Annotated in this window: 18 protein-coding genes; 9 read left to right on the top strand and 9 right to left on the bottom strand. The window is 54.3% G+C overall.

The genetic code is table 11. The annotated features are described in order from the left end of the window. Both GRI39_RS12465 and glpX read right to left on the bottom strand, forming a co-directional pair. Complete coding sequence (locus tag GRI39_RS12465) at window positions 1–936, bottom strand: ribose-phosphate pyrophosphokinase (RefSeq protein WP_160740061.1); 936 nt, start codon at window positions 934–936, stop codon at window positions 1–3. Between the two features lie 147 nt (window positions 937–1,083). Next, window positions 1,084–2,067, bottom strand: a complete 984-nt coding sequence (gene glpX, locus GRI39_RS12460; RefSeq protein WP_160740060.1) for a class II fructose-bisphosphatase — start codon at window positions 2,065–2,067, stop codon at window positions 1,084–1,086. Between the two features lie 117 nt (window positions 2,068–2,184). Here glpX and GRI39_RS12455 point away from each other — a divergent pair, with 117 nt between their 5' ends. Continuing rightward, window positions 2,185–2,580: a hypothetical protein gene (locus GRI39_RS12455; protein WP_160740059.1), complete on the top strand. Its 396-nt coding sequence runs from the start codon at window positions 2,185–2,187 to the stop codon at window positions 2,578–2,580. Between the two features lie 14 nt (window positions 2,581–2,594). Here GRI39_RS12455 and GRI39_RS12450 read toward each other — a convergent pair whose 3' ends face one another. Both GRI39_RS12450 and GRI39_RS12445 read right to left on the bottom strand, forming a co-directional pair. After that, window positions 2,595–3,905 carry a homoserine dehydrogenase gene (locus tag GRI39_RS12450; protein ID WP_160740058.1) on the bottom strand — a complete coding sequence of 437 codons (1,311 nt, stop codon included), beginning with the start codon at window positions 3,903–3,905 and terminating at the stop codon, window positions 2,595–2,597. Between the two features lie 94 nt (window positions 3,906–3,999). Beyond that, on the bottom strand, window positions 4,000–4,860 hold the full coding sequence (locus tag GRI39_RS12445) for a hypothetical protein (RefSeq protein ID WP_160740218.1): 861 nt from the start codon (window positions 4,858–4,860) through the stop codon (window positions 4,000–4,002). 490 nt (window positions 4,861–5,350) lie between these two features. On the opposite strand from GRI39_RS12445, the gene GRI39_RS12440 reads away from it, so the two are divergent. The 4 genes from GRI39_RS12440 to GRI39_RS12425 all read left to right on the top strand — a co-directional run bounded on the left by GRI39_RS12440 (window position 5,351) and on the right by GRI39_RS12425 (window position 7,996). After that, on the top strand, window positions 5,351–6,022 hold the full coding sequence (locus GRI39_RS12440; protein ID WP_160740057.1) for an energy transducer TonB: 672 nt from the start codon (window positions 5,351–5,353) through the stop codon (window positions 6,020–6,022). Between the two features lie 85 nt (window positions 6,023–6,107). After that, complete coding sequence (locus tag GRI39_RS12435) at window positions 6,108–6,899, top strand: MotA/TolQ/ExbB proton channel family protein (protein WP_160740056.1); 792 nt, start codon at window positions 6,108–6,110, stop codon at window positions 6,897–6,899. Window positions 6,900–6,998: 99 nt separating this feature from the next. Further along, the gene (locus GRI39_RS12430) at window positions 6,999–7,532 is read left to right on the top strand and encodes an ExbD/TolR family protein (RefSeq protein ID WP_211371599.1); all 534 of its coding nucleotides are present in this window, start codon (window positions 6,999–7,001) and stop codon (window positions 7,530–7,532) included. Window positions 7,533–7,567: 35 nt separating this feature from the next. Beyond that, window positions 7,568–7,996, top strand: coding sequence for an ExbD/TolR family protein (locus tag GRI39_RS12425; protein ID WP_160740055.1), 429 nt, complete (start codon window positions 7,568–7,570; stop codon window positions 7,994–7,996). A 74-nt stretch (window positions 7,997–8,070) separates the two neighbouring features. Here GRI39_RS12425 and GRI39_RS12420 read toward each other — a convergent pair whose 3' ends face one another. The 4 genes from GRI39_RS12420 to GRI39_RS12405 form a co-directional block, all read right to left on the bottom strand. Next, window positions 8,071–10,518: a ligase-associated DNA damage response DEXH box helicase gene (locus tag GRI39_RS12420; RefSeq protein WP_160740054.1), complete on the bottom strand. Its 2,448-nt coding sequence runs from the start codon at window positions 10,516–10,518 to the stop codon at window positions 8,071–8,073. Window positions 10,519–10,570: 52 nt separating this feature from the next. After that, entirely contained in the window at window positions 10,571–11,425 is an 855-nt protein-coding gene (locus GRI39_RS12415; RefSeq protein WP_160740053.1) for an arylamine N-acetyltransferase family protein, read from the bottom strand. A gap of 8 nt (window positions 11,426–11,433) precedes the next feature. Beyond that, window positions 11,434–12,837 (bottom strand): phosphoglucomutase/phosphomannomutase PgmG, encoded by a 1,404-nt coding sequence (gene pgmG, locus GRI39_RS12410; RefSeq protein WP_160740052.1) that lies wholly within the window; start codon window positions 12,835–12,837, stop codon window positions 11,434–11,436. Between the two features lie 314 nt (window positions 12,838–13,151). Then, on the bottom strand, window positions 13,152–13,949 hold the full coding sequence (locus tag GRI39_RS12405) for a division plane positioning ATPase MipZ (RefSeq protein WP_160740051.1): 798 nt from the start codon (window positions 13,947–13,949) through the stop codon (window positions 13,152–13,154). 76 nt (window positions 13,950–14,025) lie between these two features. On the opposite strand from GRI39_RS12405, the gene panC reads away from it, so the two are divergent. Then, a complete protein-coding gene (gene panC, locus GRI39_RS12400; protein ID WP_160740050.1) occupies window positions 14,026–14,895 on the top strand; it encodes a pantoate--beta-alanine ligase in 870 nt (289 codons plus the stop codon). 62 nt (window positions 14,896–14,957) lie between these two features. On the opposite strand, the gene GRI39_RS12395 is transcribed toward panC, so the two are convergent. After that, complete coding sequence (locus GRI39_RS12395; protein ID WP_160740049.1) at window positions 14,958–15,665, bottom strand: GntR family transcriptional regulator; 708 nt, start codon at window positions 15,663–15,665, stop codon at window positions 14,958–14,960. Window positions 15,666–15,856: 191 nt separating this feature from the next. On the opposite strand from GRI39_RS12395, the gene yaaA reads away from it, so the two are divergent. The 3 genes from yaaA (at window position 15,857) to GRI39_RS12380 (ending at window position 20,291) form a co-directional block, all read left to right on the top strand. Further along, entirely contained in the window at window positions 15,857–16,609 is a 753-nt protein-coding gene (gene yaaA, locus GRI39_RS12390; protein ID WP_160740216.1) for a peroxide stress protein YaaA, read from the top strand. A 203-nt stretch (window positions 16,610–16,812) separates the two neighbouring features. Further along, entirely contained in the window at window positions 16,813–17,712 is a 900-nt protein-coding gene (locus tag GRI39_RS12385; protein ID WP_246205081.1) for an alpha/beta hydrolase, read from the top strand. 92 nt (window positions 17,713–17,804) lie between these two features. Then, window positions 17,805–20,291 (top strand): glycoside hydrolase family 9 protein, encoded by a 2,487-nt coding sequence (locus GRI39_RS12380; protein ID WP_160740047.1) that lies wholly within the window; start codon window positions 17,805–17,807, stop codon window positions 20,289–20,291. Window positions 20,292–20,361: the final 70 nt, after the last annotated feature.

The following is a 20,361-nucleotide window of genomic DNA, read 5'->3' as shown; positions in this document are numbered from 1 at the left end:
TCAGTCAAACAAGCTCGAAACAGAGGCTTCATCAGCAATACGGCGAACCGCTTCGCCGATCAGCGGTGCAATTGTAACGATCCGGATCTTGTTGGAATCCTTGGTCGCATCAGTCGGAAGAATCGTATCGCAGATCACCAGTTCCTTCAGAGCGGAATTGTTGACCCGTGCCACAGCGGCGCCAGAGAGCACGCCATGCGTAATATAAGCGGCCACGCTCTTCGCGCCATTGTCGAGCAGAGCCTGCGCCGCATTGCAAAGTGTGCCACCCGAATCGACAATATCATCAATCAGGATGCAAGCGCGTCCCTTAACGTTGCCGATGATATTCATCACTTCCGATTCGCCGGGGCGATCACGTCGCTTATCAACGATTGCGAGAGGTGCGTTATCGAGGCGCTTAGCCAGCGCGCGGGCGCGCACCACACCACCAACGTCAGGCGAAACAACCATCAGCTCTTCATGGCCATAATGAGCCTGAATATCGGCAGCCATGGTTGGCGCACCATAGAGATTGTCGGTCGGAATGTCGAAGAAGCCCTGAATCTGTCCCGCATGAAGATCGACCGAGAGGACACGGTCAGCCCCTGCCTGTGTAATCAGATTGGCCACAAGTTTGGCAGAAATCGGTGTCCGTGGCCCCGGCTTCCGGTCTTGCCGGGCATAGCCGAAATACGGCACAACTGCTGTAATCCGCCTTGCTGATGCGCGCTTCAGCGCATCAATGCAGATCAGCAGTTCCATGAGGTTATCATTGGCTGGAAAGCTTGTGGACTGAACCACAAACACATCTTCACCACGCACATTCTCATGGATTTCGACGAAGATTTCCTCGTCGGCAAACCGTCTTACACTGGCATCTGTCAGTGGCAGTTCGAGATAGGCGGCAATTGCCCTGGCTAGCGGCAGATTTGAGTTGCCGGCCATAATCTTCATCGGTGGAAGCCCTTTTCTTGCACAGATATGCTTGTGGATGCGGCTCTAAAGAAGAGTCACATGATTGCAACCTTGAGAAGGCCCGCTTCGTGGAAAAGCGGGCCTTCTGTGTGTTTCGGGCACTCTCTTTGCGAATTGCCGAATGGCTCAGGCCCGGCGATGTTCACCCTTCACCCAGCGCACAGTGCCAGAAGCTGCCCGCATGACCACACTATCGGTCGTCATGCGGCCATCGCGGCGGCGCTTCACGCCTTCCAACAACGAACCGTCAGTCACGCCCGTGGCAGCAAAAATGCAATCGCCCTTTGCCAGATCATCAAGCAGATAGATCCGGTCGAGATCTTCAATGCCCCATTTGCGTGCACGTTCACGTTCATCGTCATTTCGGAATACGAGTCGGCCATTGAACTGCCCGCCAACGCAACGCAACGCAGCTGCAGCCAGAACGCCTTCCGGTGCCCCGCCCTGCCCCATATAGATATCAATCGTGGTGTCTTCGTCGGTCGTTGCGATCACTCCAGCCACGTCGCCATCGGGAATGAGGTAAATGCCGCAGCCCAGCTTGCGCAGTTCAGCGATCATATCCGAATGGCGTGGACGGTCGAGCACGCAAACGATGATTTCAGACGGCTTCACGCCTTTGGCAGCGGCAACCGCTTCGACATTTTCAGTGACGGTTTTTTCAAGGCTGATCACACCAGCCGGATACCCTGGGCCAACCGCAATCTTGTCCATGTAAACGTCAGGTGCATTGAGCAGGCAACCTTCTTCTGCTGCAGCCAGAACAGCAAGCGAGTTGGGCCCGGCTTTAGCGGTAATCGTCGTACCTTCGAGGGGATCGAGTGCGATATCAATTTTGGGGCCTTTGCCTGGCGCACCACCGACTTTTTCACCAATATAAAGCATCGGTGCTTCATCGCGCTCGCCTTCGCCGATGACGACGGTGCCATCCATGTAAAGTTCGTCAAATGCCTTGCGCATGGCTTCAACGGCAGCAGCGTCAGCTGCCTTTTCGTCACCCCGACCAACAAGATTTGAGGCGGCGATAGCGGCCGCTTCTGTTACACGCACCATCTCGAGCACCAGCACCCGGTCAAGGACTTTGCTGGCGGTGATTTCTTTCTTGTTCATGTGCAGTACAATCCCTCAAGGCTGATCTTGATTAAGGCTTAGGGTGAGGAAACGACAATGTCGAGAATAGTAAGGCAGCTATTTCTCTTATGGATTGCATTTCTTGCACCATCCACAATGGCCCATGCTCAGGTCACAGCAGAGCAGGCTATTGAGACCGCAAAAGAAACTTACGGGCCGCCCGCCCCAGACAGCCAACCCAAGTGCCCAAAACAGACAAATTCAGATGAAATTATTGTCTGTCGCGAACTGGAGGAACAATCCCAGTTCAGAGTCAAATCGACCAGCGAGCTTGATCCAAAATCCCGTCAAGCGCGCAACAATAGCATTCCAGACGCACCGAATGTCGCTTCGCCCGGGCTGACCGAATATGGGCCGGTGACGATGCGCGGATGCGGCATACAGAAATGCCCACCGCCACCTGCTTACATGATCGACTTCAGCACCCTTCCTGAATCCCCTGAAGGATCAGATGCTGACCTTATTGCAAAGGGTGAAAAGCCAGCGAACTGACACTGCTGTGACGTTCACTCTCCAAGTAAACGCATAACCAGCGGCGGTTCAGTCAGACTTTCGGAACCTTCGAGCAACTTAACTGCATCCGTGACGCAATGTTCAGCACATTCATGGGTCACCATAACCACCAGAACTTCATGCGCATCACCAGCCTGGCCCTTCTGGATCAAGCTCTCAATAGAGACGCCTGCATCGCGCATGGCGGCAGTAATTTCAGCCAACACACCGGGTTTGTCGGTCACGGTGAAACGCAGATAGGCACGACTGAGGCGGTGACCCGATTCTGCCGGGGCCATATGTTCCAACTGACCCACCGGAACAGAAAAAGCCGCGCTTTCTTCGCCGCGAGCAATATCAATAATGTCCGCCATCACAGCACTCGCAGTCGGACCATCTCCGGCTCCGGCACCTTGAAAGAGCAGACGCCCCACGAAATTCCCTTCCAGCACAACCGCATTGGTCGGGCCGTCAACCGCCGCCAGGGGGTGATCGAGTGGCACAAGATAGGGCTGCACGCGCTGAAACAGGCGCAGCGGTCCGTCCGCTGCACGATCTGTATCCGCCATACCGATCAAACGAATGACATAGCCCAATGACGATGCCTCAGCGATATCAGCTGCGCGGATGCGCGTAATGCCGGATTTGTCGATCGCATCGAAATCAACCCGCGCGCCATAGGCAATAGCCGAAAGAATGGCGAGCTTATGTGCCGCATCAACGCCTTCAATATCAAATTCAGGATCAGCCTCAGCATAGCCGAGATCCTGCGCCTCTTTCAGCACATCGCCAAAATCGCGCCCGGTATCTTCCATCGTAGAGAGCACATAATTGCAGGTGCCATTAAGAATACCGTAAATGCGGTCAATCTCATTGGCCGCTGCGCCTTCGCGCAAGCCCTTCACAACAGGAATACCGCCAGCCACCGCCGCTTCAAATTTGAGCGACAGCCCACGGCTCTCAGCCTCCTCAGCCAATGACAGGCCGTGATGGGCGATCATAGCCTTATTTGCCGTCACGAGCGACTTGCCGGCCCGTAGCGCATTGCGGGCAAGAGTCAGCGCCGGGCCGTCCGATCCGCCTACCAGCTCGACCACCAGATCCACGTCATCGCGCGCTGCCATGACAGTCATATCGTCTTCCCACGCATAGGAGGACAGATCGACCCCACGATCCTTGCTGCGATCACGCGCGCTCACGGCTGTAATCTGAATCGGCCGCCCAGCACGCTTTTCAATCAGAGTGCCATTAGCCTCCAGCAGCTTGATGACGCCAGCGCCAACAGTTCCAAGCCCGGCCAGTGCGATACGAAGCGGTTCAGCCATGAAATCCCTTTCTGTTTCGGGCCGCGGATTAGGGACCGAAGCCCGCCTTGGCTAGGCCGATTTCATAGAAATGGCTCCGGAAAGTAATATTCTTTCATTTTTGACGGGATTTTGGCGCCCAATCATGCTTTCTCGTGCATTCACCGAGATCCTGCAAGATGAGCGAGTAATCCACTTCGGCCCTGTATCTTTTCGCAGTGCCTGACTGAACAAAGGCCGTATCAGGCAATTGGCGGGGAAGTGAGCAAGCCAGACGGTACCACGCAATTGTATCGTGCGCGGGCGGCTGAGCAGACTGATCTACAATCTCTGACCACGACACACCCCATCGTGGCGGCTGCCCGGGCCGGCGAACGACCGAGAGCGAAACAGGCTCGTCATTAGCTGTGTCGAGAAACATCTGCGTTTCGGATTCGCCTGCCAGATTGCCGTCGATAGACATCACTTCGCGCACGCCAGTTATCTTCACCGGTGCATCAGGAGAGGCTAGTTCCTCCAAAATAGGTCGCAGACGTGCTTCCAATTCAGGTGAAGCTGGCAATTGTGCGTCTGGAGCAACTAAGCGCAATTCACCGGGCCGATCAGGCACGCTGTCCGCAAACAGGATCACCGATTGCTTTTTAAGTTTGGGAGCCTTCCCTTTGCTGGTGAGCGGAAGGTCGACCAGATAGACGAAAGACGCTCCCTGTGCCGACGGCCCTGCCAGCAGAGCTTCGGTTTGCGCCTCTATATAGAGCCTGACATGGCCGGGTGCGAGACCTGGCGACCGTTCCGGCTTGACGGTGATCTGGTCCATAATCCGAGCGCGAATGACGAGTTCCGCCGAATCCGCAAGATCGACCAGGTCGGCATAAGTCGCACCCGAATCAGTGCTCACCGCATTGGAGTAAGCGGGTTGCGCCTGCGTTGCAGAGACACAACCAGCAAGAATCAAGGGCGTTGCGAGTAAGGTCATTACCCGATGACCGGATCGAATCGAAAAAAACATCATCTCGCCTTTCATAACCGTATAATATCTTCCAGCCTTAACGCCTGGCACCCGAATGGGCTCCTGAATCGAAAATTTAGGATACATTTTCAAATGGCCGGAGGCCGGGCTGACTGCGCTTAAAAAGCGCGGAATGCTTAGCCGTACATTAACAAACCGGTTCGCCGGTGAATACATTTTCCAGCTTAAACTCACTGAATGACGGCAATGTGAATCACTAATATCTTGACAAAGCGATTGCCCCATTCCGCACAGCTCGCTACATACAGCGCAGAAAACGGCGCTTTGACAACAATAGATAAGTCGTTCATGCCTGTCGCACCGCCCGGCATCAGCCGGTGCTTGCCCGCAGGTATTTTGGGTGGACAAGTTTCGTTAACACCTGTCAGGATGGAGTTCCTGATTGGTGTACCTCCCGGGCCTTTTCCCGTGGATGCAAATGGAGTGATGCGACTGGATGGCTTACGCTGACCAACAAATGAGCGGCAATAAGGTTATTGCCATTATCATCGTTGTTCTCATCCACCTCGCTGTCGGCTATGTGTTGATCACCGGGCTTGCCTATTCGGCTGCCCAAAAGGTCATCGAGCGTGTGACGACGGTGGATATCGATGAACCCCCCCCCCCGCCGCCGGAGGACGAACCGCCGCCTCCGCCGCCGGAACCTGATACGGCTCCGCCGCCACCGGTAGCACCTCCGCCGCCGATTAACGTGAGCACGAAGCCGCCTCAGATTAAGACGCAGATTAATATCCCTCCGCCGGCTCCGCCTGCGGTGATTGTACCTCCCCCGGCAGCCCCGGCTCCGCCACCTCCGCCACCACCTCGGTTTGACCCGAAGCCGGCGGAACCGCGGAACAATCCGGGCACATGGGCGACAGCTAACGATTATCCTTCACGCGCTCTGCGCGAAGGACGTGAAGGTGTCACTCGCTTCCGGGTTACAGTTAATGCGGATGGACGTGTGGATAACTGCACCATTGTTAGCTCCAGCGGTCATCCTGACCTTGATGAAGCGACATGTAAAAATGTTGAGCGCCGTGCGCGTTTCCGCCCTGCAAAGGACGGAAATGGCAACAACACGACAGGTAGCTATACGAATTCTATCCGTTGGGTCATCCCTGACTAAATCTTCATCTTAGCGGCTCCTTTCCCGACGAAACGGGGCCGCAAACACATCTTTACTGTTTTTGTCTTAGAGAGGACTAACCCGCATGCTTATCGACATTCTGGCCGCAGCTGGCGGCGAAGCGGCGCCCCAGAACGCCTTCGGCTTCAAAGAAGCCCTCGAACAGGGCGGTCTCATTGCGCAGACCATCTTTGGTATCATGGTCATCATGTCCGTTGGTACCTTCTTCATTCTCATCACAAAGCTGCTTGAGCAGAACAAGATCCTTCGCCAGTACAAAAGCGTTCGCTCTGGTTTTTGGAAAACCTCTTCGCTTCAGGAAGGCGCAACCAAGCTCGAAAAGAACAGCGCATGGCGTCAGCTGGTCGACGATGGCCTCGCAGCACAGTCGCAGCACACCAAGATGACTGACAGCCTTGAAGCACATGAATGGATGCACGGTTCGCTGGCTCGTTCAGAAGCTTCCATCAACTCACGCCTGTCCGGCGGCCTGCCTTTCCTCGCAACCGTGGGTGCTACTGCACCGTTCATCGGTCTGCTCGGTACGGTTATTGGTATTTACCGCGCTCTGATCAGCATTGGTCTGTCCGGCTCGGCATCGATCGATAAGGTTGCTGGCCCGGTTGGTGAAGCTCTCATCATGACCGCCATTGGTCTTCTCGTGGCTGTTCCTGCCGTTCTGGCCTATAACTGGCTGCAAGCTCGCAACAAGCGTATCGGCGAACTTCTGACTGGTTTCGCTACCGATCTGCTTGCGAACATCTCCTCCAACGGTGCTGTTCGTCCGCAAGTTATGACACAGGCTTCGACTCAGCAGGCGGGTAAGGTTGCTGCCAAGCCAGCAGCTGCTCCGGCAAAGCCGACTACGAAGGCCTGAGGCACACGCCTAAACACGTCGTCTGGGACAGGGACGGGAAATCCGGCATGCGGGCAACCCGTCCCACCCAACAGCGAAGTTTTGAGTTAGGACAGTATCATGGCCATTTCGACAGGCGGCGGCGGCAGCGAAACGCCGATGTCAGACATCAACACCACGCCCCTTGTGGACGTGATGCTGGTGCTTCTGATCATCTTCCTTATCGCAGTCCCAGTCGCTATTCAGACAATTGAAAAGCTGAAGATTCCTATTTATGCTTCAACTGAATCCAAGGATAAGGTTGAAAATCTTCTGCTGACCGTCGTCACCACTGACGCAGCTGGCCGCAATCCAGGTGAGCCTGGCTATGAAGGTTCAAGCCGTGACGGTGAATGTCGGGTATATTTTAACAATGTCACCTTGGTGAACTCGCAAGAACTTTATGACGAAGCATTCCAACGCCTCGACAGTATCGTTCAGCGCGAAGGCGGCATCGAAGCGATCATCAACAACCCGGAAAAGATCCCACAGGTCAACATCCGTGGTGACGTGAACGCTCCTTGGCGTTGTGTTGCCGGAACGATCTTTAACGTTCAGGCAGCTGGCTATCCGACCGTTGGCTTCATCTCGAACCCTGTTGATCCGAACGGTTGATCAACGTGGTTCAAGAAATTCAGGAGTAACATCTCATGGCAATGTCAGGCGGTAGCGATGATGGCTCACCGATGATGGAAATGAACACGACGCCGTTGATCGACGTCATGCTCGTGCTCCTCATCATGTTCATCATTACCATTCCCGTTGCTACCCATTCCGTAAATATCGATCTGCCAACACCATCTAATGCACCGACCAACGACGTTGATCCGGTGAAAAACAAGGTGGTATTGACCCCGCAGGACGAAATCCTCTGGAATGGCGAAGCAATCAACCAGAACCAGTTGATGGCCAATTTGCAAGAAACTCTGCGCTTCCCAGTGGAGCCAGAACTGCAATTTGAACCAGAAGCGCAAGCCAGCTACGATCTGTCTTCCAAGGTCCTTAATGTGATCAAGGGTTCAGGCGTTTCGAAGTTTGGCTTTGTCGGTAACGACAAATATCGCACATTCTCCAAGTGAATTGAGCGATCTGAAAATCAACTGACGAAGGGGCGGAGCAATCTGCCCCTTTTTCTTTATCTCGCTACCCAAGCTCACTCGACTATCCGGTCAACATGCATCGCCGCTTCCGCAAGGCTTTCCGCCTCTAGCATCAAGGCGTCTTCAGCAGAGCCTTGTGGCAGGCTTTCCCGGCCTATCGTCATCAACACCGGAACAGCCAGAGGGCTAACCCTATCAAGCGTCACATGAACGATCTGCTCAGCGGCGCTATCGAGCATGTCTCCCAAGCGGCCAATATCAGTCATACGGGCACGGGCATCGGCCCATGCCGCCTGCATCAACAGGTGATCCGGCTCATATTTGCGCAGAACATCATAGATCAGGTCAGTAGAGAAAGTGACCTGTCGCCCGGTTTTACGTTTACCGGGTTGTTGCCGTTCGACGAGCCCGGAAATCACGGCCACTTCCCGAAATGCACGCCTTAAAAGGTAGGAATTTTCTACCCATTCCACGAATTCATCTGCCAGAATATCAGGTGAAAGAAGCGGTGCTGGATCGCTGACAGGCTTCAGACCCCACACTGCAAGTGAATAATCATTGGCAACAAAGCCGAGCGGTTGCAGCCCCTGTTCTTCCATTCGTTTCGTAATCAGCATCCCAAGTGACTGGTTAGCGTTCCATCCCACGAAAGTGTAATAGACGGTGTAGTGCATCTGGGCATGAGGGAAGCTTTCAACCAGCAGGCGGCCGGGTGCTGGCATTGATGAGCGCCAATCCTGCATTTCCAACCATTCACGCACATCATCAGGGAAACGCCCCCAACCCGCACGGTCATCCAGCATCGCCAACACTCTGGCTGAAAGGTGAGCCGTCAAAGGCAGACGAAGACCGCCGTAAGAGGGAATCATCGCCGCCTTGGTGGTCGCCTTGACGATCAGATCAAGGCCCTTCACCCGCTCCACTTCAAGGCTGAGCCCTGCAAAGGCAAATGTGTCTCCGGCAGACAAAGCTGCCGCAAAGCGTTCCTCCACCTTCCCCAGCGAGCGACCGTTACGAAAACGAACTTGCACCATTTCAGAATCGACGATGATTCCCGCATTCAAACGATGGCGTGCAGCATGATCCGGATGGGTCAGCCGCCATACCCCGCTGCGATCACGCACAATCCGGCGAAACCGGTCATAGGCCTCCAGCGAATAACCGCCGGTTGCCACAAACCGGAGAACATTCTGCCACACGTCTTCCTCAACCCATGCGTAAGACAAAGATGAGCGTATCTCAGCCAGCAGCGCTTGTTCATCAAACGGGCCTGCACAAGCGCAAGCCATCACATGTTGCGCCAATACATCCAATCCGCCCGGCCGGAAATCTTCCCCATCGCGTTGGCCTTCATCTACCGCATCTTTGGCGGCACTGGCTTCGAGAAATTCAAAACGATTGCCTGGCACTAATATGGCCCGGCTGGACTGATCGAGACGATGGTTGGCGCGCCCAACGCGCTGTAAGAGGCGCGAGGAACCTTTGGGAGCGCCCATCTGCACCACACAATCAATATCACCCCAGTCAACCCCAAGATCGAGGCTGGAAGTGGCCACAAGTGCACGCAGTTCACCACGAGCCATCGCACCTTCAACCTTGCGCCGTGCTTCACGAGAAAGTGAGCCATGATGAATACCAATGGGGAGCAAATCCTCATTTGCATCCCACAACTTCTGGAAAATAAACTCAGCCAGAAAGCGTGTATTGGTAAAAATCAGTGTGGTCTGATTCCGGCTGATTTCCTCATAGATCTGGGGAATGGCCCATGTGCCAGCATGGCCTCCCCAGGGCACACGCTGCCCGTCAGGAAGCAGAATCTCGACATCCGCTGGCGCGCCATCCTCCCCCACAACCATCGTAACTTTATCGATGTCACCCCACGGAGCCAGCCATTCCCGAAAACTCTCTGGATTTCCCAGCGTTGCAGAAAGCGCTGCCCGCTTCATATTGGGCGCGAAAGATTGCAGGCGAGTGAGCGACAACGCCAGCAAATCACCACGTTTGCCGGTCGCAAAGGCATGGACTTCATCAATCACCACACGCTTTAAGCTCGCGAACAGTTCTGCACTCTCCGGGTAGCTCAGCAGGAGTGACAGCGATTCCGGCGTAGTGAGAAGAATATGTGGCGGGCGACCACGTTGGCGTTTCTTCCGGTCAGACGGCGTATCTCCGCTGCGGGTTTCAATCCGCAGCGGCAGGCCTATCTCCTCAACAGGAGCGAGAAGATTACGCTGAACATCATGCGCCAGCGCTTTCAATGGCGAAATATAGAGTGTGTGGAGTCCTTCTGGCGGCTGGGCGCCTGCCAGCCGAGAGGGCGCAAAATCCGCCAATGTTGGCAAAAAACCCGCAAGCGTCTTGCCTGCTCCGGTGTCCGCCACAAGCAAAGCATGCTGCCCCGTCTCACTAGCGTCAAACATCGCCTGTTGATGGTCGCGAATACGCCACCCCCGACCGCGAAACCAATCTGTGATTTCGTGAGGGAGTGGGCTGATAGTCATGCACTTCCCCCTCTTTGCAGCACATCGAGACCTTTAACTCTGAGCTTCAGGGTCACCCCTGCTCAAATAAGGCAAGAGCAGCAACTTCGTCCGGTGATAAGGGAATGCGCAGCACATCGTTCAGTGCCCGTTGATAGGCTTCCCGGTCTGACAAAGAACGCTTTTCCGACTGGCCGTTGCGATAGATTTTAAGATCCTTATCGCTCAGCGTTATAAAACCATCCGCCAAAGCCCGACTAGCCACATGCACAGTGCTGAAACGACCGCCAGGGACCGTGGCTGCCCAATGGCTCCCCTGTTCAAGATCAGCAGGTGCCACTTCAGCCAGATCGAAGACATATTGCTTTTGCCAGTCAAGATGGCTCTGCGTCCGGCCATCCGTGGATTCGTGAGGCCCACGGCGTTCCAATACCCATTCCCCCACCAGCGTGCCAAGCACACCCACATGCCGCAGGCGGTGCATCGCACCATCCCCGGTGCTGCATTGCGCGCCATCCTTCAGCGGCAGTGGCGGCACATAGCTTCCACCAAAGCCAGCATCCGCGATCCAATGTTCACCTCCCAGATTGACCAGAAGGCAAACATGGCTGCGGGCGGGCAATGTTCCATCAATACTGCCAAGCATCACGCGTGCCAGCAAAGGGCGATTGGGCAATCCGATCGCCGAAAGCATGTCAGAAAAGAGGCGGTTTTGTTCGAAACAATATCCGCCACGCCCGCGATACACGAGTTTATCAAACACTGCGTCGCTATCGATGGAAATACGCCGCCCCAGCATGACATCGAAATTTTCGAATGGAATAGCCAACCGATGGTCAAGCTGAAGCTGCGCCAACCCGGCAGGATTGGCTTCAGGCAATGCCTTGCAGCCAATCCTTTCGAGATAGTCTGATAGTCGTTCGTCCAATCGAAGACTCAATGACCAACCTGAGGCCCGCGCTCAAGTCCTGAGGCGGCCAATTGCCCATCGATTTGTGCCATAAGACGCTCAAGACCTGCTTCGCTCTCACTTTCCGCCCGAGCGACCAGTACATCCTGCGTGTTGGATGCCCGAAGCAGCCACCAGCCATCTGCATTCGTGACCCGCACACCATCAATCGCATTCACATCATCAACACTATCGGCCAGCCTTGCCTTGACCTCATCAATCACCGCAAACTTGCGGCTTTCATCAACTTGGAAACGCATTTCAGGTGTGTTGATCATATTGGGCATGGTACTGCGCAAGTCGGTCACGGACTTGCCCAACCGTGCGGAAGCAGCAATCAGACGGACGCCTGCATAAAGCGCATCATCAAAACCATAATATTCATCCGCAAAGAAGACATGGCCGCTCATTTCGCCTGCGAGCGGTGAGCCGGTTTCCTTCATCTTGGACTTGATCAGGCTGTGCCCGGTTTTCCACATCAGTGGTTTTCCGCCGCATTCAGCCACACGCTCAAACAGCGCGCGCGACGCCTTAACGTCAGCAATAATCGTTACGTCTTTCATCCGCTGAAGCAGATCTTCAGAGTAGATCATCAGCAGTTGATCGCCCCAGATCACCCGGCCTTCACCGTCAATCGCGCCGATCCGATCACCATCACCATCGAAGGCAATTCCAAAATCAAGGGATTTTGCGGATACTAGGCTTTGCAGATCTGCAAGGTTTTCAACCACAGTAGGGTCGGGATGATGATTAGGAAAATTCCCGTCGACTTCGGTGTAGAGCAGGTGATGCTCACCTGGCAGCTTCGCAGCGAGCTTCTCGAGAGCGGGGCCAGCGGCACCGTTCCCAGCATCCCAGCCAACCCGCAGACCGGACAAGCTTTCCTGATCGATACCATCGAGGCCAGCCATAAGCCGATCGACATATTCATCGAGGATTTCGCGGCTTTCGACTTCGCCAGTGCCATCGGCCCATGCACCAGCTGCGGCGAGTTCACCGATCTTCTGGATGTCAGCACCGAAGAACGGCCGGCCCTGAAACACCATCTTGAAACCATTATAATTGGCGGGATTGTGGCTGCCAGTTATCTGAATGCCGCCATCCACTTCTTCGCTTGATGCTTCGGCGTAATAGAGCATCGGCGTTGGGCCCATGCCCACCCGCACAACATCGCAGCCACTGGCTGTCAGCCCTTCAATTAAAGCATGTTCCAGCATGGGCGAACTAACCCGGCCGTCATAACCAACTGCGACCTTCTTGCCACCGGCTTCGCGCAGCAATGTGGCAAAGCCACGGCCAATGGCCCGCGCATCGTCAGCCCCCAGTGTTTCGCCGATAATACCGCGAATATCGTATTCTCTTAGAACTGTACGGTCGAATTGGTAGCTCATGAATGCTCCTTTGGTGCCGGTAAACGCGATAGCAACAGATCTCTTGCGGTGTTCACCGCATGAACCTGCTCACTACTCCCCCCCCTGTCAGGATGGACCGCAGCGATACGCTGCCTATGCGCATCAATAATTTCCTGACGAGACGCCCCCTCACGCAGACCCAACAGTTTGAAGGCCTGCTTTTGCGTGGGATTGCCCGTCTGCAATCCTGCATATTCCCATATCCAGCGGCCGGTAAAGCCCCGCCATGCAACTATTATGACAACGGCAAGGAGAAGGAACTTTGTCACGGCTCTATACGTCTCCGTAGAAATCTATTTGGATGAAAGACTTGCGAATGGAAGATTAAGCCCCTTCACCATGCTGCGCAATTCTTGACGTGCAACAAGATGACTTGTTCCCAGCTCTCCAAGATGCCCTTTGTCGAGCAAAGTGAGGCCTGAGGGAAACAATTCACGATAAATCACGCGCTCAGAAAGCCCGCCCGTGACTCGGAAGCCGACGCGCTTAGATAGTTCATTCAAAGCTTCATCAATACGCCGCTGGTTGCGTGCTTCGATGTGCTGCGTACGGTTGCGCACAACAACCCAGTCCATTTCGCGCCGCTGTTCCTTTAATTGCGCCATCGCCCGCTTTTTGCGCGTTTCCCAGATCAACTCTGCATAAAAGCTCAACCGTTTAACCTTGAAATTCTCTGCATCGACCTGTCCGATGAGGTCAAAATCGACGAAGCTATCATTCAGTGGTGTAATCAGAGTATCGGCCTGGGTCGCAGCATGGCGCGCCAGAGGATCGTCACGGCCCGGAGTATCAAAGATGATACAATCGCACCCTTCAGACAGCAGCGCGACTCTGGCTTCCAGCTCTTCAACATCTTCACCCGCATAAACATCGAATTTCGCGGTCGGTAATTCAGAACCCCGGCGCGATTGCGTATCCGCGCGATTTTCCAAATAACGGTACAGCGTCTTTTGGCGGTGATCGAGATCAATCGCAGCGACTTTGACGCCTTGATAGGCCAGTGCCACAGCGACATGCACAGCAGTGGTGGATTTGCCGGTGCCGCCCTTCTCATTGGCGAATACGATCCGATAGGGTGTGGTTTGCGTCACTAGCGGCGGGCTTTCTCTTATCTTGTCACAAGTCTAGGTGCGGCTTTCAACATTCCTTATCGGAGGCGCGAATCGGGTGCAAATCATCAGCCACATCAATCCACTACGCCAATCAGTGGAAGCACTACGTCAATCCGGCCAGATTGCCCTCGTGCCCACTATGGGGGCTTTGCATGAAGGGCATTTGACTCTGGTCCGCGAAGCTAGAAAACACGCCGCCCATGTCGTGGTTTCAATCTTCGTCAACCCCACACAGTTCGGACCTAACGAAGATCTCGACGCATATCCCAGACAGCTCGCCCAAGATAGTGAATTGCTTGAAGCTGAAGATGTAGCTCTCTTATGGGCACCTGAAGTGAGTGAGATTTACCCCCAAGGCTTTGCCACCAATGTATCCGTTTCCGGGGTAAGCGAAAGCTATTGCGGTGCAGCAAGACCGGGTCATTTTGATGGTGTTGCCACCGTGGTCTGCAAACTCTTCAATCAAGTTCAGCCTGATGTAGCACTATTTGGCGAAAAGGACTGGCAGCAACTGGCTGTGATTCGCCGTATGGCGCGCGATCTTGACCTGACGCGGCCTTACGCAGCAAACATCATCGGCGTGCCTATCGTGCGTGAGGAAGATGACCTCGCTCTATCAAGCCGCAATCGCTACCTTTCTGCGCAAGAACGCAAGGCTGCTGCAGCGCTTCCGCACAGCATGCGGCACGCCGTAGATCTCATCGAACAGGGTGAAAATGTTACCGCAGTTCTGGCCGACCTCGAAAACGCTCTGATCAAATCCGGCTTTGCACAGGTCGATTACGCATCGCTAGCTGATGCAGAAAGCCTGAATTTGCTTCAGAATACCCCGAAGCAAGCCGCGCGTTTGCTGGTTGCCGCGAGAATCGGGAAAACTCGCCTGATTGATAATATGGCAGTTCAGGCCCAACCTACAGATAGCTGATACCAAAGCCCTGCTCCCAGATGTGGAACGCAGGGCTTCATTCCTCTAGCTGCTCGCAAAGTTCAGGCAACTGCGTCAATATCACCCAGTGGATACAACTCGATGTCACTCAAATCTGCCGCATGGCGGCCATTCTCATCTTCGATTATAGTCGCGTGGAAAGCCTGACGAATATGACTTTGCATCACATGTTTGGCCCAGGCGCCATCGCCTGCTTCAAAAGCGAGCATAATTTCGTCATGTCCCGCATGGCTCCGCAGCAAGCCTTCAATACCATAACGTAAAGCCGTTCTTTGCAGAATAGGCTGCTCAACCAGCAAAGCGACCAAGCGCCCTAATCGCGGTGAATCTGCGATTTCCAAAATCAGATCATGGAATTCACGGTTGCGCGAAACAAAACTGTCGAAATCGGCAGGCTCTGCCACGATCGCCTGTTTAACAAGATCGTTCAGATGGCGCAGCTGCGCCATTTTTTCCGGTGTCAAACGTGTGGCAGCACGTTCCGCGGCATGACCTTCCAACATGGCCCGCAGCTCAAATATCTCGCTGATTTCTTCGTCCGACCAGACAGGCACAAATGAGCGCTGTGTATCTGTACGCAGCACCAGCATATCCGCTTCAAGCCGACGCAATGCCTCACGAACGGGAGTCCGCGATACACCGCACATTTTCGCTAAGTCTTCTTCTTTCAGCTGTGTGCGGGGTTTGATTTCTCCTGAAAGAATCCGGGTACGGATAAATTCATATGCCTTTTCGGAGGCACGAGACATGGCGTTCCTAACGTTGCAATAAATCTAATCATTAGCCTAGGGCTATATTGTACACATTTAGGCTTTAGCAAGTCACACTACAAGAATTATCGACGTAATGAGATGCTGCGTTGGGTCAACCGAAGAACAGTTTTCATGGGTGACACGTGTTCGGTTTGACCCAATTGACCACCCACGCTACCGCCAAATGGATGATTGCTCTCCTATCCCCAGCCAAAACGCTTGATTTCGAGCGGGCGCTTCCGTCAACCGATGTTTCAACGCCCTATTTCCTTGAGGAAGCACACAACCTCGCGCGATCGGCTTCGAACCTCACGCAAAAACGGCTGGCGGAGTTGATGCATATTTCCCCGCGCTTGGCCAAGCTGAATGCGGATCGCTTCCGGGACTTCGACGAGCTACCTGAACGGGCTGCGCTCTTCGCTTTTGCAGGTGACGTTTATACCGGTCTGGATGCATATAGCCTGGATGAAGAGAGCCTGATCTTCGCTCAAAATCATCTGCGGATGCTGTCCGGCCTTTATGGTCTTCTACGCCCGCTAGACGCCATTCGACCTTATAGGCTGGAAATGGGCACCCGCTGGGCGCCACGAGCCAAATCCTTAACCGAATGGTGGGGAGACCGGATTGCAAAATTGCTACGCACACAGCTTGAGGAAGAAGGCTCAGGCGTGATTCTGAACCTTGCAAGCCAGGAATATTATGCCGCTGTCCGGAGCAAACTTCCCAATGTGCGAGTAATCGAGGTGGATTTTCGTGAGCCCGGCCCGAATGGCCCGCGCTTTGTGAGTTTCAACGCCAAGCGCGCACGCGGCATGATGGCGCGCTGGTTATGCGAACACCACATCAGCGACGTTGATTCGATGCGCGGCTTCGATACGGATGGCTATTGCTTTGATGCAAATGAAAGCGAGGCGGACCGCTGGCGTTTCATACGCAGTTAAGCGCTCTCACAAGTTCAGTCCAGAAATTACAAATTTGACCAAGCCATTTCCGTAGAGGGAAAGGTAACATATCCCATATTGCATAATGTTAGCGCTACCTATAGCCTGTTTGAAATAAAACAGGGAGAGTAGTGATGATTCGTGCAATCAAACTGAAGGCAATATTTCATTTAATTAAGCCATCGCGGGCTAATATTGCCTGCATGGCCATCGTAGCCAGCTTTGCAGTGTCAGCACCAGTCTTTGCGCAAAGCGATAAAATGGTGCCGATCCCCACCCCCGTTCAGGCAGATGCGATCGATCTTGGGACAGGTGCACTGCCGAATGCCAGCGCAACGGAATCATGGCACAGCCAATATGGCAGCGTTTTCGCTCGCAACGTTACAGAAGCAACGCTGACACCCTTTTTGCCGGAACCCGGCACTGGAAACGGCACGGCTGTTGTGGTTGCACCCGGTGGTGGCTTCCAGACCTTGTCGATGGAAAATGAAGGTTGGGATGTCGCCCGCGCCTTGGCCGCCAAGGGTGTGGCAGCCTTTGTATTGAAATACCGTCTCAACCAGACGCCACAGGAATTGAACGCTTTTCAAGAAGCCTCAGCTAGGAGAATGGCACCCAATTCTGGCCAGAAAAGGCCTTCGGCAGAAGAGATGATGGCGAATCTCGCCCCGCAAATTGCCGATGCAGAGACAGCTTTTGCCTTGATCCGCAAGAACGCCGGGAAATGGAACGTGAACCCAGATCGCATTGGCATGGTCGGCTTTTCTGCTGGCGCCATGCTGACCATGGTCACCACTTTGACCAGCGAACATGCCAAGCCCGCCTTCATCGGAACCATTTATGGCTCTCTGATGCCGGTGGACGTACCCGCTGACGCACCACCGCTTTTTGTTGCTCTGGCTGCGGACGATCCCCTGTTCGGCAGCAGTGGCTTTGGCCTCATTGATAGCTGGCGCGCTGCCAAGCGCCCGGTCGAATTTCACCTGTACGAACAGGGTGGACACGGTTTTGGCATGTATCAGAAAACCACAACCAGCACCGGTTGGTTTGATGAATTCACACTTTGGATGGCCATGCATGGCCTGCTGAAACCCGCCGAATAACCGAAGATTCACGAAATGACAGACCGGTAGCAGCTCCGCTCGAGAGCTACACCGGGGGGCTGCGTATTGCCAAAACAAGGGAAGATGGGTGAATGAAACGGATCATTGGAATCGCACTTGCGTCAGTGAGTATCATAGCTAGTGCCAGCACAGGGAATGGCCAATCTTTGTCGGTCACACCCGATGAGACACTGGAAACGCAAGGATTGACGGTCATCGTCGATCAAAATCAGTTCAGCCCCATTTTCTTCGATGAAAAGAATGCGGGTATCCAGATTGTACTGCATGGGGAACGGATCGCCACAGACGGCGCTGTACGGCTCGATAAAACACCAGAACAATGGGCTCCCGTGCCTGCCTTTATCAGCCGAAAGCTCGGCGACCAGCCAAATCAGATCGTGGTGCGATCTGCCTATAAAGACATCAACCTTGATTACAGTGTCACGGTTACCGCTGAAGGCGATGGCTTTCGAATCTCTGTCGATCTCGATCAACCTTTGCCTGACAGTCTCGTAGGCAAGGCTGGCTTCAATCTTGATTTTCTGCCCACAACCTATTTCGGTAAAACCTATTTGATGGACACCGAGCCAGGTCTGTTCCCGCGCCATCCGACCGGCCCCATGGCAAAAGACGGTTCTGGCGATCCATTACCAATGGCCCAAGGAGGCAAATCACTTACTTTATCTCCCGAAGATCCGATGACGCGGGTCCGCATCACGTCAGATACCGCACCGCTGGAACTCTACGATGCACGCAATCGGGCGCAAAATGGCTGGTTCGTCGTGCGCTCCCTTATTCCCGCAGGTGCCCAGAAAAATGCCATCGTCTGGCATGTTCGCCCCAATGTGGTGAAGGATTGGGTCCGTGATCCGGTCGTTTCCTTCAATCAAGCCGGATATACGCCAAACCGTCCCAAAATCGCCTTGATCGAACTGGACCCTCATTTCAAAGCACCCGCTGAAGCAGAGCTGGTCAGACTAACAGGCGACGGCACTCAGGAAACGGTTCTAAAAGCCAGAACCCAATCGCGCGGTAGCTGGATGCGATACAATTATGCGGCTTTCGACTTTTCCCAAGTGCGCACACCCGGTGTTTACGCCATTTCCTATGCGGGCCACACTACCAACCCCTTCCGTATCTCAACCGAAGCTTACGATCACATCTGGCAGACATCGCTGGACACTTTCATTGCCGAACAGATGGACCACGTTGGCATTCGTGAACAATACCGCGTCTGGTCTGCTCCTTCCCATCTTGATGATGCTCGCCAGGCCCCACCCAACATCACCCATTTTGACGGTTACAAAATGGGCCCAGATCTCGATTCTCCTTTCAAGCCGGGCGAGCATATCCCCGGCCTTGCGGTCGGCGGCTGGCAGGATGCAGGCGATTACGACATTCAAACCCCGCAAAATGCCTCCGTCGTGCGCGACCTGGTATGGGCACGGGAATTGTTTGGTCTCGACTGGGATGAAACCAGTGTGGATGAGAAGGCCCGTGCCGTAGAAATTCGCAAGCCTGATGGTGTGGAAGACGCCATTCAGCAAATTCGCCACGGAACTCTGCAATTGCTCGCCCAATATGATGTGTTCGGCCATGCCATCGTTGGCATCGTAGACCCGAACCTTCGGCAATATGCGCACCTCGGGGATGCCGGCTCTCAAACCGATGGGCTGATATATGATCCCAGCCTGAAACCCGGCGAAACAAGCGGTTCCAGATCCGGTGTGCCAGACGACCGATGGGCTTTCACCACCGATTTACCAGCCAATAATCTGATGGTTGCAGGCGCGCTCGCAGGTGCTTCTCGCGCATTGGCCCCAAGCGACCCGGCAATGGCAGCTAAAGCATTGGAGGCTGCCCAAACGCTTTGGTCCAAGCAGCAAACCAATCTGATGAAAGCAGGCGATGGGCGCGATGATTCCGGCGCTCCGAGATTTGCAGAGATGAGCAACATCTTCGCCACCGTCGAACTGCTTATCACCAGCAAAGGTGACCCAATATATGCAGAGCGACTGAAACAGTTGCTGCCCATTATCAGGGAGAATTTCGACTGGACAGGCGGCGCTGCAGTACGTGCCGTTCCTTTTATGGATACAGATTATCGCACTGCGCTTATCCCCATGGTAAAAGCCATGAAAGCCAAGGTGGACAGCGAAACGGCTAACAACCCCTTTGGCGTCCCCATCAGCGAAGGTTCATGGGCTGGCTCCAATCAGGTCGTCAGCTTCGGCACGACTATGTATCTCTTCCATAAGGAATTTCCGGAACTGGTGGGGACCGATTACACGCTCGATGCACTCGATTATGTATTGGGACGGCATCCGGCGAACAATCTGTCGCTCGTCTCCACTGTCGGCACCCAATCAAAGCTGATCGCCTATGGCCATAACCGCGCTGATTACAGCTTTATTCCTGGCGGTCTGGTGCCGGGCGTTCTGGTGATCAAGCCCGATTTTCCCGAAGCGAAGATCGACTGGCCCTTCCTGTGGTTTGAAAACGAATACACAGTGAGCACCACATCGGCCTACATCCTCGCCGCCAGAGCAGCGATGGAAGTAGCGTCAGAAACACCTTGAAGAAATGACGTAGTTACGCGCGCATTCTTGGTCAATATTCAGGCGAGACAGATGTCTTGCCTGAATATCA

Source organism: Altericroceibacterium indicum, assembly GCF_009828105.1.
GTDB classification, from domain to species: Bacteria; Pseudomonadota; Alphaproteobacteria; order Sphingomonadales; family Sphingomonadaceae; genus Altericroceibacterium; species Altericroceibacterium indicum.
The sequence above is the reverse complement of the archived record's forward strand: the minus strand, read 5'-3'. Positions and strand labels throughout refer to the sequence as shown.

What these genes read in the sequence shown, in the direction of transcription:
- GRI39_RS12465 (WP_160740061.1), bottom strand. Translation starts at nt 936, where the DNA reads ATGAAGATTATGGCCGGCAACTCAAATCTGCCGCTAGCCAGGGCAATT.
- glpX (WP_160740060.1), bottom strand. Translation starts at nt 2,067, where the DNA reads ATGAACAAGAAAGAAATCACCGCCAGCAAAGTCCTTGACCGGGTGCTG.
- GRI39_RS12455 (WP_160740059.1), top strand. Translation starts at nt 2,185, where the DNA reads ATGGCCCATGCTCAGGTCACAGCAGAGCAGGCTATTGAGACCGCAAAA.
- GRI39_RS12450 (WP_160740058.1), bottom strand. Translation starts at nt 3,905, where the DNA reads ATGGCTGAACCGCTTCGTATCGCACTGGCCGGGCTTGGAACTGTTGGC.
- GRI39_RS12445 (WP_160740218.1), bottom strand. Translation starts at nt 4,860, where the DNA reads ATGACCTTACTCGCAACGCCCTTGATTCTTGCTGGTTGTGTCTCTGCA.
- GRI39_RS12440 (WP_160740057.1), top strand. Translation starts at nt 5,351, where the DNA reads ATGGCTTACGCTGACCAACAAATGAGCGGCAATAAGGTTATTGCCATT.
- GRI39_RS12435 (WP_160740056.1), top strand. Translation starts at nt 6,108, where the DNA reads ATGCTTATCGACATTCTGGCCGCAGCTGGCGGCGAAGCGGCGCCCCAG.
- GRI39_RS12430 (WP_211371599.1), top strand. Translation starts at nt 6,999, where the DNA reads ATGGCCATTTCGACAGGCGGCGGCGGCAGCGAAACGCCGATGTCAGAC.
- GRI39_RS12425 (WP_160740055.1), top strand. Translation starts at nt 7,568, where the DNA reads ATGGCAATGTCAGGCGGTAGCGATGATGGCTCACCGATGATGGAAATG.
- GRI39_RS12420 (WP_160740054.1), bottom strand. Translation starts at nt 10,518, where the DNA reads ATGACTATCAGCCCACTCCCTCACGAAATCACAGATTGGTTTCGCGGT.
- pgmG (WP_160740052.1), bottom strand. Translation starts at nt 12,837, where the DNA reads ATGAGCTACCAATTCGACCGTACAGTTCTAAGAGAATACGATATTCGC.
- GRI39_RS12395 (WP_160740049.1), bottom strand. Translation starts at nt 15,665, where the DNA reads ATGTCTCGTGCCTCCGAAAAGGCATATGAATTTATCCGTACCCGGATT.
- yaaA (WP_160740216.1), top strand. Translation starts at nt 15,857, where the DNA reads ATGATTGCTCTCCTATCCCCAGCCAAAACGCTTGATTTCGAGCGGGCG.
- GRI39_RS12385 (WP_246205081.1), top strand. Translation starts at nt 16,813, where the DNA reads ATGGCCATCGTAGCCAGCTTTGCAGTGTCAGCACCAGTCTTTGCGCAA.
- GRI39_RS12380 (WP_160740047.1), top strand. Translation starts at nt 17,805, where the DNA reads ATGAAACGGATCATTGGAATCGCACTTGCGTCAGTGAGTATCATAGCT.